Genomic DNA, 12,777 nt, shown 5'->3' with positions numbered 1-12,777 from the left:
GCGGCCTTTTTCTTTTGCTGTGCGACCTGGCGCTGCGCTATCCCTGCGCCCGCAGCAGCTTGCGCAGCCCCTGATAAACCGCCTCCCTTTCCTGCGGCGACAGCATCCGGATCACTTCTGCCTGGCCCTTGCGTGCCAGCGGCATCACCTGGTCGTGCAGCGTCGAGCCGGCCTCGGTGATGGCGCAGATCAGCTTCTTGCGCGGCGTGTTGCCGGCCGAAGTCAGGCGTACCAGCCCGCGGTCTTCCAGCAGCCGCAGCGTGCGGCTGACCAGCGCCTTGTCCGAGGTCGATTGCGTGACCAGCTCGGAGAAGGGCAGTTCTTTCGCATGCGCCAGCAGCGCCAGGATGCGCCACTCCGGCACGGTCAGGCCGAACTGCTCGGCGTAGGGCTTGGTGACGGTGCTGCGCAGCGCGGTCACCAGCTGGCTCAGCATGGTGGTCAGGAAATTGTCGACAGTCAGGCCGTTGCCGGCCTCGTCGAGATCGGTCCAGGGGCTGGCGGTCAGTTCTGGCGCGGGCTGGCCCTGGGCGGGCGCGGCGTCACGGGGCATGCGGTCCTCTTGTCTGGGGTCTGCCGGCAGGTTGGTCGGGGCCGGTGGGCGGGCCAGATTGTCTCACAGGCCGCAGCGAGTCCGGTGCCAATGTCTCGTCATTACCACCAGAAAAAATCAATGAGCGAATATAAAAAGTCAATTGGTGTTTTCAGTAAGTTGAGTTGTCAATATTTGCCACCTACAGTAGTCACGTTCCTGATGTGAACATGTGTTTTACCAATAAAACAACCGCAGTGTTGTGATCCATAAGCCAACCCTGTTTCGCGGTGTGCACAACAGCCCACCTCCAACGCCGCGACTGCGCCCCCTCAGGAGCTGTTGATGAGACATGATCGCCCCCGCCGCCATTTTCTCGCCGCCACTGCCATGGCCGCGCTCGCACTTGCCGCGGGCAGCGCGGTGGCCGCGCCCTATCCGGCAAAGACCGTGACCATGGTCGTCGCCTATCCGCCCGGCGGCGATACCGACGCCATGGCGCGGCTGTATGCCGACAAGCTGTCCGCGCGCCTGAAGCAGCCGGTGATCGTCGAGAACCGTCCCGGCGCCGGCGGGGTGGTCGGCGCCAGCTTTGTCAGCCGGGCGCCCGCCGACGGCTACACGCTGCTCTACACGCCGAACCCGTTCACGCTCGCGCCGATGGTGCTCAAGCTGGCGCCGGCCGCCAGCTACGACCCGCTGCACGGTTTCACGCCGGTGATCCAGACAGCGGTGCAGGCGGTGCTGCTGGTGGCCAACCCGGCCGCTGGTGTCAAGACCCTGCCGGAAATGATCGCGGCGGCCAGGGCGGGCAAGACCTTCACCTACGGCAGCCCGGGTGCCGGGTCGCCGATGCACATCGCCGGTGAAATGCTGAACCGCGCCGCCGGCGTGAAGATCCAGCACGTGCCGTACAAGGGCGTGGCGCCGGCGGTCAACGACGTGGTGGCGGGGCATGTGAACTTCGCCTACGTCACGCTGGGTCCGGTGGCCCAGTACATCAACACTGGCCGGCTGATCCCGCTGGCGATCACGGACGCGAAGCGCTCGCCGCTGCTGCCCAACGTGCCGACGCTGGCCGAGCTTGGCTACAAGGACGTGGTAGTCGGTGCCTGGCATGGCGTGATGGCGCCAAAGGGCACGCCGCCGGAAGTGGTCAAGGTGCTGAACCAGCAGCTCAATGACGTGATCCGCCTGCCCGACGTGGCCGAGAAGATGGCCACGTTCGGTGCCATCCCGGTGGGCGGCGCGCCGGCCGCGCTCGACAAGGTCAATGCGGGCGACTACGAGCGCCTGGGCAAGGTGATCCGCGACCTCGGCATCACCGCGGAGTGAGAGCAGCCAGCGCATCGATTCATGCAACACGCTATTTGCAGCACGACACGCAGGAGGCCGGCATGAGCAAGGCCATCGTGGGAACGTCCACGCCGCAGGTGACCGCGCGGGAAAAGGTCATGGGGCGCGCGCAGTATGCCGGCGACATCAAGCTGCCCGGCATGCTGCACGCCAAGGTGCTGCGCAGCCCGCACCCGCATGCGCGCATCGTCGGCATCGACACGTCGGCGGCGCGCGCATTGCCCGGCGTGAAGCTGGTGGTAACGGGACACGACGTGCCCACCCGCAGCTGGGGCCCGCACCGCAAGGAACAGCGCATCCTGGCCTGCGGCGTGGTGCGCCACGTGGGCGAGGAAGTGGCGGCCGTGGCGGCAGTCAGCGACGAGGTGGCGCGCGATGCGCTGGACCTGATCCGCGTCGAGTATGAACCGCTGCCGGCATTGCTGACGCCGGCAGCGGCGCTGGCCGAAGGCGCGCCTGAGCTGCACCCCGGCACGCGCAATATCGGCCACCAGATGCGGATCGAACGCGGTGACGTGGAAGCGGGCTTCGCCGGCGCCGCCGTTGTGTATGAGGCCACCTACGACATGCATTCGCAGTACCCGGGCTACCTGGAGCCGATGGCGTCGGTCGCGGCGCAGGACGGCAACGGCCGGCTGACGCTGTGGGCCTCGACCCAGTCGGTGTTCCTGGCTCGCATGCGGCTGGCCGAGGCGCTGGACCGGCCGGTGTCGACCATCCGCGTGGTGCAGGCCACCACCGGCGGCGGCTTTGGCGCCAAGATCGTCGAGGAGAACAACAGCCTGATCTGTGCGTTCCTGGCCAGCAGGCTGGACCGGCCGGTGCGGCTGGTCAACAGCCGGCTGGAGGACTTCCAGGGCGCGCGCGCCAGCGTGCCGATGACGGTCTGGTTGCGCATGGGCCTGTCCGCGGACGGCATGATCGTGGCCAAGGACGTGCGCATCACCGCCGAGTGCGGCGCGTATGCCGGCCTGGCCGGCGACGTGATGCATGTCACCGCCATGCGCAGCGACAACATGCACCAGGTGCGCAACGTGCGCTCGCACGCGGTGATGGCCTATACCAACAACCCGCCGCGCGGCGCGTTCCGCGGCTTCGGCGGCCAGCAGATGCAGTTTCCGCTGAACTGCCACCTGACGGTGCTGGCCGGCATGCTCGGCATCGACCCGATTGAAGTGCACAAGCGCAATGCGATTCCCGCCGGCGCGACCAGCGTGCATGGCTGGAAGATCAGCAGCACCGGCATGGCCGAGTGCCTGGAGATGACGCGCAAGGCGATCGGATGGGATCAGAAGCGCGCCACCCTGAACTTCGCCGCGCGCGGCACCGGCACGCGCCGGCGCGGCGTCGGCATCGCGGCGGCGATGCATGTCAGCGGCAACCGTACGCTGGGCAACTGGGACGGCTCGACTATCCTGCTCAAGCTCAACGAAGACGGCCGCGTGATGCTGCAGACCAGCGAATGCGACATGGGGCAGGGCGCCAACACCATGCTCAGCCAGATCTGCGCGCAGGAGCTGGGCATCCCGCTGTCGCACGTGACGGTGATGGTGCCCGACACCGACACCGCACCGTTCTGCCTGGGATCGCTGGCGTCGCGCGTGACCATCATCGCCGGCAACGCGGCATTGCGCGCCGCGCGCGAGGCGCGGCAGAAGCTGCTGGCGCTGGCGGCGGAGAAGCTGGGCGTCGCGGCCGAGCTCCTGACGATTGCCGATGGCCGCATCGTTGCATCCGGACAGCCGGACAAGTCCGCCACGCTGGCCGAGATCGCGCGGCTGCACATCTTCCGCCACGGCGGCGAAGGCATCCATGTGCGGGCCACCTATGACGCGCCCACCGTGATGCATGACGACAACTACTACGGCAACGTCGCGCCGTCGCACTCGTTCGCGGCGCATGCGGTCGAGGTGGAAGTCGATACCTGCACGGGCCAGGTCACCGTGGTCGACAGCTTTGTCGCCGACGACTGCGGCAAGGCCATCAACCCGCTTGCGGTGCATGGCCAGACCCATGGCGCCACGGTGCAGGCGATCGGCTGGACGCTGTACGAAAACCTGCACTACGAGGAAGGCCGCCTGATGAACGGCAACCTTGCCGACTACACCATGCCCACCGCCGACGCGGTGCCGATGCTGCGCACCGACGTGGTTGAATCGAACGATCCCAACGGGCCGTATGGCGCCAAGGGTGCCAGCGAAACCGCGATCCTGCCTGGTGCGGCGGCGATCGCCAATGCCGTATTCGACGCCGTGGGCGTGCGCATCCAGTCGCTGCCGATCACGCCGGAGAAGGTGCTGGCGGGTTTGCGCGCCTTGCAGCAGCAGGACGGGGAGGCCGCCCATGCGTGATTTCGAGTTCCTGGAGCCGGCGTCGGTGGCCGAGGCCAGCCGCATGCTGGCCGACCTTGGCGACAGCTGCCGCGTCTTTGCCGGCGGCACCGCACTGATGCTCGGCATGCGGCAGCGCATGCTGACGCCCGGCCACCTGGTGTCGCTGGGCAGGCTGGAAGCGCTGCGCGGCATCAGCTTCGATGCGCGCGAGGGCCTGCGCATCGGCGCGCTGACGCGGCATGCCGAGGTGGCGCGTTCGACGCTGGTGCAGGCGCATTACCCGATGCTGGCCAGCATGGCCGCGCGCGTGGCCAACCCGCAGGTGCGCAACCAGGGCACCATCGGCGGCAACCTCTGCTACGCCGACCCGGCCACCGATCCGCCGGGCTGCCTGCTGGCGCTGGGGGCGCAGGTCGTGGTCAGCGGCAGCGGCGGCGAGCGCGTGATCCCCATCGAAGATTTCCTGGTCGACTACTACGTGACCGCGCTGGCGCCCGACGAGGTGCTCACGCAGATCCGCGTGCCCGCACCGGGTGCGGGCGCCGACGGCCGCTACGCGCGCTTCCTGCGCACCGCCGCCGAGCACCGGCCACTTGCCAGCGTGGCGCTGGCGGTGCGCCGTGAAGGCGCTTTCTGCGTGGAAGCAAGGCTCGCAGTGGGCGCGTCGACGCCGATCCCGGCGCGGCTGGGCCGCGCCGAAGCGCTGCTCGCCGGCAAGATCGTGACCGCCGAACTGGCTGCCGAGACGGCCGCCATCGTCGCCACCGACATCAATGCGGTCTCGGACATGCGCGGCTCGGACACGTACCGCCGCGAGATGGTGCGCGTGGTCGCGCGCCGCACTATCGCCGAGTTGTTCGGCGTGGCCTCGGAGTAAGGAATCGCCATGAACAAAGTCAGCATCGAACTCACCGTCAATGGTGAAGAACACGAGGTGGAAGTGCCGGCCCGGCGCCTGCTCTCCGACCTGCTGCGCGACGGCCTCAACCTGACCGGCACCAAGCGCGGCTGCGAGACCGGCATCTGCGGCGCCTGCTCCGTGCTGGTCGACGGCGAGGTGGTCAAGTCCTGCCTGATGCTTGCCGTGCAGGCGCGCGGGCGTCATGTGATGACGGTGGAAGGGCTGGCCGCCGACGGCCAGCTGCATCCGCTGCAGCAGTGCTTCATGGACAACGGCGGGCTGCAGTGCGGCTATTGCACGCCGGGCTTCCTGATGGCGTCGTGCGCGCTGCTTGCCAACAATCCCAACCCGACGGAGGACGAAGTCCGCCACGGCCTGAACGGCAATCTGTGCCGCTGCACCGGCTATGTGGGCATCGTCGAATCCGTGCTGTCCGCCGCGGAGAAAATGCGTGGAAATTGAAAAGACCCTTGTGACCGCGGCGCCGCCGGCGCGCGTATGGGAACTGCTGCTCGACCCCAACGTAATGGGCGCGTGCGTCCCCGGCATGGAATCGATCGAGGTGCTGAGCGATGTCGAGTACATCGCGCACATGGCGGTGAAGATTGCCTTTATCAACGCGCGCTTCCGGCTGCATACGAAGATCGTCGAAACCCGCGCCCCGCATTACCTGCGCACCGAGGGCACCGGCGAGGATGCGTCGGTGGCAAGTTCGCTGCGCCAGGCGAGCGAGATCTTCCTGACCCCACAGGAAGATGGCTCGACGCAGCTGCGCATCAGGGTGCAGGTGGATGTATTGGGGCGGCTCGGCACGTTCGGGCTGAGTGTGATGAAGACCAAGGCAGACCGGATGTGGGATGAGTTTGGCGCCAACCTGCTGGTGCGGTTGTCGCCGCAGGGGCAATTGCAGGCTCCGCCGCAAGGGCAGGCACAACCGCAGCTGTCTTCGGCGGTGCGCTTGCAACCCGCTGCCGTGCCTGCGGCCAATGGTCATGCGGTTCGGGCGCCAATTGCTGCGCCGGGACTGTTTGCGCGGCTGCTTGGGCGTGGCGATGCTAGGCCGTTGAGCGATATTTGCGTTGAGTTGCGGCGTCGCGACGAGACCATTGTGGTGCGGTGGCCGGCGGCGCAGGGGGAGCAGTGTCTGGCTTGGTTGCGGGAGTATTTGCGGTGAGGCTCTTGGGGGCTAGCGCTGCGGCTGATATCTGGTGGCGCTTGGGATGCCCGGTTCCGCCCGCGTGGCGCCGTCGCGGCGCTGCCCGCAATCCCTTCTATCCCGCTTGTTTGCTCCCCTCTCCCGCTCGCGGGAGAGGAGCGGGGGAGAGGGCCGGGAGAGAGGGCCGGAGCAACAACAAAGTGCTGGTCGTCAAGCCCCCAAACCTGGCCGAATCGCGGGTCTCATCCCCGGAACAGGTACCCTATCGGTTTCAGGCGTGGTATATGAAAGCGTTACGCCAAGACCGAAACCTGCAGAGACAGACCATGACCACCGAAACGCCGCCAGAGGACGACAAGGACAGCGGCCAGGACAAGTACATCGTGCCCGGCCTGGAGCGCGGCCTGCGGCTGCTGGGCGAGTTCAGCAGCCGCGAGCGCACGCTGTCCGCCGCCGACCTGGCGCGCCGCCTCAAGGTGCCGCGCTCGACCGTGTTCCGGCTGCTGGCCACGCTTGAAATGATGGGATTTGTCGAGCGCACCGATGGCGGGCGCGAATTCCGCCTGGGCATGGCGGTGCTGCGGCTGGGCTTTGACTACCTGGCTTCGCTGGAACTGACCGAGCTGGGCCGGCCGCTGCTCGACCGGCTGCGCGACGAGATCCACTATCCGTGCAACCTAGTGGTGCGCGACGGGCGCTCGATCGTCTACGTGGCCAAGTCGGTCGCGGCGCGGCCGTTCGCCAGCACGGTCAACGTCGGCACGCGGCTGCCGGCGCACGCCACCGTGCTGGGCCGGGTGCTGCTGGAAGACCTGACGCTGGAAGAACTGCGCGCGCTGTATCCCGAAGACCGCCTTGAAGTGTATTCCGAGAGCACCCCGCGCACGGTCCAGGAGCTGTATGAGATGGTCCAGCGCGACCGCGAGCGCGGCTACGTGCTGCATGAAGGCTTCTTCGAGGCCAGCATTTCCACCATCGCGGCGCCGGTGCGCGACCGCACCGGCAAGGTTGTGGCGGCGCTCGGTGCCACCATCCCCGCCGCGCGCATCGAACCCGACCAGCTGGACGGCATGGTCGAGAAAGTCCGGCAGGCGGCGGCAGAGCTGTCGCGCCTGCTCGACTACCGTCCGGTCATGCCGAAACCGTTTGTATAGGCGTTTGTACAGGCAGCGACATGCAGCAATCCAGGCAATCGAAGCATTCGCCGCGACGACGCCGATGGCTGGGCGCGGCAATCGCCCTGGCGGCGATGCCGTGGACCGTGGCGCAGGCGGCCAGTTGCGCCAATGTGCGTATCGTGGTGCCGTTTCCCGCCGGCGGCCCGGCCGACCAGCTGGCGCGCACGCTCGCGCACGGCCTGCAGCAGAAGCGCGGCACGCCGTTCGTGGTCGACAACAAGCCGGGCGCCAACGGCAATATCGGCATCGACACCGTGCGGCGCGCTCCTGGCGACGGCTGCACGCTGCTGGTGGCGCCGGCCGGCAACCTCACCATCAATCCCACGCTGATGCCGGCGCTGACCTACAGCGTCGAACGCGATTTCCGCGCGGTGTCGCTGCTGGCAGGGTCGCCCAACGTGCTGGCGGTGCATCCGTCGGTCAAGGCCAACAGCGTGCAGGAGCTGGTGAAGCTGGCGCAGCAGGCGGACAAGAGCGGCAAGCCGCTGGGCTACGCCAGCCCAGGCGTCGGCAGCGGGCTGCACCTGGCGGGCGAGCTGTTCCGGCACAAGGCCGGCATTGCGCTGCTGCACGTGCCGTACAAGGGCACCACGCAGGCGCTCAATGACGTGGTGGGCGGGCAGGTGCCGATCTTGTTCGGCACCTGGCCTACGCTGGCGCCGTTCATCCAGTCGGGCCAGCTGCGCGCGCTGGCCGTGACGCAGGCCAGACGCTCGCCTGCGGCACCGGGCGTGCCGTCGCTGGCGGAGCAGGGCGTGGCCGGCATCGATGTCAGTTCCTGGTATGCGCTGCTGGTGCCCAGGGCGACGCCGCAGCCGGCGGCGGATGCGCTCAGCGCTGACGTGCGCGCGTTGCTGGCTACGCCGGCAGTGCGAGAGGAACTGCAGCGCCAGGGCATGGAGCCCGCCGGCAGCACGCCGCAGGCGCTGGACGCGCGCATTCGCCAGGAGACCGCGTCGTGGGCAAAGCTGATCCGCGAGTACGGGATTACCGCGGAATGACGGCGAAATAGCTGCCGCTGGCGTCAGCGCTGGCGCTCGGGGCGATGGCCGAGCAGCGCCGACAGGTCGCGCGCCGCTGCCTTGACTTCCTTTTCCACGCGTGCGCGCAGCGTGCCGTCCGACTCGAAGCGCTGCTGCGGTCCCGCCACGCTGAGGGCCGCGACGACTTCGCCATCGGCGCCGCGCACCGGCGCCGCGCACGAATCGATCCCCGGTTCGTAGGCCGAAAAACTCCACGCGCAGTCGCGCTCGCGGTCGGCGGCCAGGATATCGGCCAGCCGCGCATGGGTGGCCGGGCTCTGGCCGGTGACGGTCGGCAGCGGGTCCGGGCCCAGCAATTCCTTCAGTGTTTCCGGCGGCAGGCCGGCGATCAGCATCCGGCCGGGCGTGGTCAGGTGCGCCGGCACGCGGCTGCCCACCTGGATATTGCTGACCAGCGTCGCTGCCGGCATGTGGCGCAGCAGGTAGAGCGCGTCGCCGCCGTCGCGCACCACCAGGTACGCGGACAGCTGCAGCGAACCGCTCAGCGTGGCCAGCACGCGCGCGGCCAGGCTGGTCAGGTCGTTCGATGCCAGCACGCGCGACGCGAGCTTCAGGAAATTGAAGCCGACCTGGTGGCCGCCATGAGGCAGGCGTTCGACCATGCCTTCGTGCTCCAGCGTGTCCAGCAGCCGCATCACGGTGACGCGGTTCACGTCGATGCGGCGGCCGACCTCGCTCAGGTTGGCGGTGGGACCGCCTTCGGCGATATAGCGCAGCAGACGCAGGCCGCGGATCACCGGCGAAACCAGCTGGGCTTCGCGGGCGTCTTCGGCTTCGGCGCTGTCGTCGAGGTCGGGTTCGGTCGGCGGACGGGACTTGGGCATCTGAGGTTTTGGTGTTAACGGAAGACGGCCGCGCGCGCGGCCGTCAGGCTGGTGATCTCTAGTGCGGGCCCGTTGGTATGTGAGCGCGCTATGGTTCACTACCACCCCTGGCAGGCGCTCCCCGCAAGCGGGAGTGGGGGAGCAACCCCCCAAAGGATACGTTCACCCCAGCGCCACGTTCCAGGCGTCGTAATCGTACACCCAGTCGGCATTGCCGCCTTCCTTGAGCCACGCATTGCTGCGCGAGCCGATCTGGATGCGACTGGTGCGCTCATGGCGCGCAGCCTGGTAACGGTCCAGCGCCGCGGGCACGGCGGCAGCGCCATCTTTCGCCGCATCGGCCAGGCAGCGCGCCAGCACCACCCCATCCTCGATCGCCATGCCGGCGCCCTGCGCCATGAACGGCATCATCGGATGGCAGGCATCGCCCAGCAGCGTGACCGGGCCGGACGACCATCGCGGCAGCGGATCGCGCACGTACAGCGCAGAAATCAGCACGTCGTCGCAGGCATCGAGCAGCGCGCGCGCTTCCTGATGGAAGCCGGCATAGGCGCTGCGCAAGTCTTCCACGCGGCCCGGCGTGGTCCACGACTCGTGCCGCCACGCTTCCTGTGCCACGGTGGCAAAGACAAAGATGTCGCGGCCACGGTTGAGCGGGAAGGTGACGATCTGCGTGGCGGCATCCGGACCCCACCATTTGGTGAAGGCGCCCAGGTTGGGCACGCCGGCCAGCTTATCGGCGGGCACCACGGCACGGTACGCGACCACACCGGTGAAGATCGGGCTTTCCTGGCCCAGCAGCGCGGTGCGCACCGTGGAATGGATGCCGTCGGCGCCGACCAGCACGTCGACACGCTCTTCCGTGCCGCTGGCAAAGCGCAGCGTGGCGCCGTCGGCGTCCGACACGATCGCCACGGCCTTGTGATCCAGGCGTACGGTCGCGGCGGGCACCGCGGCTTCCAGCGCAGTCATCAGGTCGGCGCGGTGCATGGTGAGCTGCGGAGCGCCGTAGCGGCGCTCGGCATCTTCCTGCATCGGCAGGCGCGACGTTTCTTCACCGGTATCCCACATGCGGCTGATCCGGTGCGAAGGCCGCGCGGCGGTCTCGCGCAGCGCGTCGCCGACGCCAAGGCCGTCCAGCGCGCGCACCGCGTTGGGCGTCAGGTTGATGTCCGCGCCGACCCGGGCAAAGCGGGGCGCCTGTTCATACACCACCGCGTCCAGGCCGAGCCTGCGCAGCGCGATGGCCGCGGCCAGTCCGCCGATGCCGGCGCCGTTGATGCCGATCTTCAAAGTCATGTTGCCGTTCCGGTAACGCCAGCGGGGCGTTCCGGAATCGGTCGGGCACGCGCTGACTTTTATGTTCATAAATGAACTATATGTTCATAAAAAGTCTATGCGCGAGTGGGGCAGCGGGTCAACCAAGGGTTAACGCGTAGCGAATGCAGCTAGTCCGGTTGCCGCCCGAAGCTGCCGACAATGCCTTTGCGGAACGCCAGCACGCAGATGACAAAGATGAAGCCGGTCACCATCGACACCGATTCGCCAAGCCCGTTGAACCACTGGAGCCCGGTGGCCGAGGCCAGCAGGTTGCCGATGTCGCCCAGCTTGTTCTCCAGCGCCACGATCACGAAGGCGCCGACGATGGGGCCGGCCAAAGTGCCCAGCCCGCCGACCAGCGTCATCAGGATCACCAGCCCCGACATCGACCAGTGCACGTCGCTGAGGGTCTCGAAGCCCAGCACCAGCGCCTTGACCGAACCCGCCAGACCCGCGAGCGCCGCCGACAGCACGAAGGCAGCCAGCTTGAAGCGGTCGACGTCATAGCCCAGCGAGATCGCGCGCGGCTCGTTCTCCTTGATCGCCTTCAGGATCTGGCCGAACGGCGAATGCACCGTGCGCACGATCAGCGCGAACGCCGCCACGACGATCGCCAGCGCCACGTAGTACAGCGTCAGGTCATTGGACAGCGGCAGCACGCCGAACAGCTTGCCGCGCGGGATGCCCTGCAGCCCGTCCTCGCCGCCGGTGAACGGCGCCTGCAGGCAGAGGAAGAACAGCATCTGCGCCAACGCCAGCGTGATCATCGAGAAGTAGATGCCCTGGCGCCGGATCGCCAGCGCCCCCATCACCAGGCCGACCAGCGCGCCGGTTCCCGTGCCCAGCAGCAGCCCGATCTCGGGCGTCACGCCCCACACCTTTATGGCGTGGCCGGCCGCATAGCCCGCACCGCCGAAGAACGCCGCATGGCCGAACGACAGCAGGCCGGCATAGCCGATCAGCAGGTTGAACGCGCACGCGAACAGCGCGAAGCAGAGCACCTTGAGCACAAACACCGGATACGCGCCAGCCAGCGGCGCGGCCAGCAGGCAAGCCAGCAGCGCGCCGTAGAGCGCCCGCTTCGGCAGGCGGCGCGCGGCCTGTGCCGGCTGCATGCCGAGGGTAGCGATAGTCGATCCGTTCATCACTTCTCCTTTCCAAACAGTCCGGCCGGGCGCAGCAGCAGCACGACCACCATGACCACGAACACCACCGTCGACGACGCCTCGGGGTAGACCACCTTGGCCAGCCCCTCGATCACGCCCAGCCCCAGGCCGGTCAGGATCGCGCCGAGGATCGAACCCATGCCGCCGATCACCACCACCGCGAACACGACGATGATCAGGTTCTGCCCCATCAGCGGCGACACCTGCATCACCGGCGCCGCCAGCACGCCGGCGAAGCCGGCCAGTGCGACGCCGAAGCCGTAGGTCAGCGTCACCATCCTCGGCACGTTGACGCCGAATGCCTCGACCACCTTCGGGTTCTCGGTGCCGGCGCGCAGATACGCGCCGAGCCTGGTCTTCTCGATCACGTACCACGTCGACAGGCACGACGCCAGCGATGCGACCACCACCCACACGCGGTAGTTCGGCAGCCGCATGAAGCCCAGGTCCGTTGCGCCCTGCAGCGCTTCAGGCGGGGCATAGGGCAGGCCTGAAACGCCATAGGCCGAACGGAGCACGCCTTCGATCACCAGCGTGATGCCCAGCGTCAGCAGCAGGCCGTAGATATGGTCGAGCCTGTAGATCCAGCGCAGCATGGTTTTCTCGATCAACACGCCGACGCCGGCCACCGCAAGCGGCGCCAGTGCCAGCATCGCCCAGTAGCTCAGGCCGGCATACGACATGCCGGCCCAGGCCAGCACCGCGCCCAGCATGAACAGCGCGCCGTGGGCAAAGTTGATGACATTGAGCAGGCCGAAGATCACGGCCAGGCCCAGGCTCAGCATGGCGTAGAAGGCGCCATTGACGAGCCCCAGCAGCAGTTGCGACAGCAGGGCCGGCAGGGGGATTTCAAACAGGTTCATGGGTGCTCCTCGTCAGACTCATACGCCCAGCAGTTCATGCAGCACCGGCATCTTTGCCTGCAGATCGCCGGCATCGAAGCGCTCGACGATGCTGCCGTGCTCCAT

12 protein-coding genes and 1 pseudogene are annotated in these 12,777 nt (G+C 67.9%); 7 read left to right on the top strand and 6 right to left on the bottom strand.

Features of this window, described 5'->3' with window-relative positions:
- Window positions 1-37: 37 nt before the first annotated feature.
- Window positions 38-553: a MarR family winged helix-turn-helix transcriptional regulator gene (locus ACAD63_RS30235; RefSeq protein WP_133094912.1), complete on the bottom strand. Its 516-nt coding sequence runs from the start codon at window positions 551-553 to the stop codon at window positions 38-40.
- 324 nt (window positions 554-877) lie between these two features.
- Here ACAD63_RS30235 and ACAD63_RS30230 point away from each other — a divergent pair, with 324 nt between their 5' ends.
- The 7 genes from ACAD63_RS30230 to ACAD63_RS30200 all read left to right on the top strand — a co-directional run bounded on the left by ACAD63_RS30230 (window position 878) and on the right by ACAD63_RS30200 (window position 8,457).
- Entirely contained in the window at window positions 878-1,867 is a 990-nt protein-coding gene (locus tag ACAD63_RS30230) for a Bug family tripartite tricarboxylate transporter substrate binding protein (RefSeq protein ID WP_431189856.1), read from the top strand.
- Window positions 1,868-1,929: 62 nt separating this feature from the next.
- The gene (locus tag ACAD63_RS30225; protein WP_135703658.1) at window positions 1,930-4,239 is read left to right on the top strand and encodes a xanthine dehydrogenase family protein molybdopterin-binding subunit; all 2,310 of its coding nucleotides are present in this window, start codon (window positions 1,930-1,932) and stop codon (window positions 4,237-4,239) included.
- On the top strand, window positions 4,232-5,098 hold the full coding sequence (locus ACAD63_RS30220; protein WP_133094914.1) for an FAD binding domain-containing protein: 867 nt from the start codon (window positions 4,232-4,234) through the stop codon (window positions 5,096-5,098). The genes ACAD63_RS30225 and ACAD63_RS30220 overlap by 8 nt, the downstream gene beginning before the upstream one ends.
- A gap of 9 nt (window positions 5,099-5,107) precedes the next feature.
- On the top strand, window positions 5,108-5,584 hold the full coding sequence (locus tag ACAD63_RS30215) for a (2Fe-2S)-binding protein (protein ID WP_135703659.1): 477 nt from the start codon (window positions 5,108-5,110) through the stop codon (window positions 5,582-5,584).
- Window positions 5,574-6,296 carry a CoxG family protein gene (locus tag ACAD63_RS30210; RefSeq protein ID WP_434034220.1) on the top strand — a complete coding sequence of 241 codons (723 nt, stop codon included), beginning with the start codon at window positions 5,574-5,576 and terminating at the stop codon, window positions 6,294-6,296. The genes ACAD63_RS30215 and ACAD63_RS30210 overlap by 11 nt, the downstream gene beginning before the upstream one ends.
- 308 nt (window positions 6,297-6,604) lie before the next feature.
- Window positions 6,605-7,432 (top strand): IclR family transcriptional regulator, encoded by an 828-nt coding sequence (locus ACAD63_RS30205; protein WP_133094917.1) that lies wholly within the window; start codon window positions 6,605-6,607, stop codon window positions 7,430-7,432.
- 20 nt (window positions 7,433-7,452) lie between these two features.
- Entirely contained in the window at window positions 7,453-8,457 is a 1,005-nt protein-coding gene (locus tag ACAD63_RS30200) for a Bug family tripartite tricarboxylate transporter substrate binding protein (RefSeq protein WP_135703661.1), read from the top strand.
- Window positions 8,458-8,480: 23 nt separating this feature from the next.
- On the opposite strand, the gene ACAD63_RS30195 is transcribed toward ACAD63_RS30200, so the two are convergent.
- From ACAD63_RS30195 to ACAD63_RS30175, 5 genes and pseudogenes are all read right to left on the bottom strand, one after another.
- Complete coding sequence (locus ACAD63_RS30195; RefSeq protein ID WP_135703662.1) at window positions 8,481-9,323, bottom strand: IclR family transcriptional regulator; 843 nt, start codon at window positions 9,321-9,323, stop codon at window positions 8,481-8,483.
- A 162-nt stretch (window positions 9,324-9,485) separates the two neighbouring features.
- A complete protein-coding gene (locus ACAD63_RS30190; protein WP_135703663.1) occupies window positions 9,486-10,622 on the bottom strand; it encodes an FAD-dependent monooxygenase in 1,137 nt (378 codons plus the stop codon).
- 149 nt (window positions 10,623-10,771) lie between these two features.
- A complete protein-coding gene (locus tag ACAD63_RS30185; RefSeq protein WP_135703664.1) occupies window positions 10,772-11,788 on the bottom strand; it encodes a branched-chain amino acid ABC transporter permease in 1,017 nt (338 codons plus the stop codon).
- Window positions 11,788-12,672 carry a branched-chain amino acid ABC transporter permease gene (locus ACAD63_RS30180; protein ID WP_135703665.1) on the bottom strand — a complete coding sequence of 295 codons (885 nt, stop codon included), beginning with the start codon at window positions 12,670-12,672 and terminating at the stop codon, window positions 11,788-11,790. Before ACAD63_RS30180 ends, ACAD63_RS30185 begins: the two co-directional genes overlap by 1 nt.
- 18 nt (window positions 12,673-12,690) lie before the next feature.
- A pseudogene (locus tag ACAD63_RS30175) lies at window positions 12,691-12,777 on the bottom strand (ABC transporter ATP-binding protein); the annotation flags it as partial.

Source organism: Cupriavidus sp. a3 (assembly GCF_051015765.1).
Lineage (GTDB): Bacteria > Pseudomonadota > Gammaproteobacteria > Burkholderiales > Burkholderiaceae > Cupriavidus > Cupriavidus oxalaticus_A.
Note: the sequence above shows the minus strand (reverse complement) of the source record. Positions and strands in the feature narration are given on the sequence as shown.

Coding starts and splice junctions, on each gene's coding strand:
- ACAD63_RS30235 (WP_133094912.1), bottom strand. CDS start 553: ATGCCCCGTGACGCCGCGCCCGCCCAGGGCCAGCCCGCGCCAGAACTG.
- ACAD63_RS30230 (WP_431189856.1), top strand. CDS start 878: ATGAGACATGATCGCCCCCGCCGCCATTTTCTCGCCGCCACTGCCATG.
- ACAD63_RS30225 (WP_135703658.1), top strand. CDS start 1,930: ATGAGCAAGGCCATCGTGGGAACGTCCACGCCGCAGGTGACCGCGCGG.
- ACAD63_RS30220 (WP_133094914.1), top strand. CDS start 4,232: ATGCGTGATTTCGAGTTCCTGGAGCCGGCGTCGGTGGCCGAGGCCAGC.
- ACAD63_RS30215 (WP_135703659.1), top strand. CDS start 5,108: ATGAACAAAGTCAGCATCGAACTCACCGTCAATGGTGAAGAACACGAG.
- ACAD63_RS30205 (WP_133094917.1), top strand. CDS start 6,605: ATGACCACCGAAACGCCGCCAGAGGACGACAAGGACAGCGGCCAGGAC.
- ACAD63_RS30200 (WP_135703661.1), top strand. CDS start 7,453: ATGCAGCAATCCAGGCAATCGAAGCATTCGCCGCGACGACGCCGATGG.
- ACAD63_RS30195 (WP_135703662.1), bottom strand. CDS start 9,323: ATGCCCAAGTCCCGTCCGCCGACCGAACCCGACCTCGACGACAGCGCC.
- ACAD63_RS30190 (WP_135703663.1), bottom strand. CDS start 10,622: ATGACTTTGAAGATCGGCATCAACGGCGCCGGCATCGGCGGACTGGCC.
- ACAD63_RS30185 (WP_135703664.1), bottom strand. CDS start 11,788: ATGAACGGATCGACTATCGCTACCCTCGGCATGCAGCCGGCACAGGCC.
- ACAD63_RS30180 (WP_135703665.1), bottom strand. CDS start 12,672: ATGAACCTGTTTGAAATCCCCCTGCCGGCCCTGCTGTCGCAACTGCTG.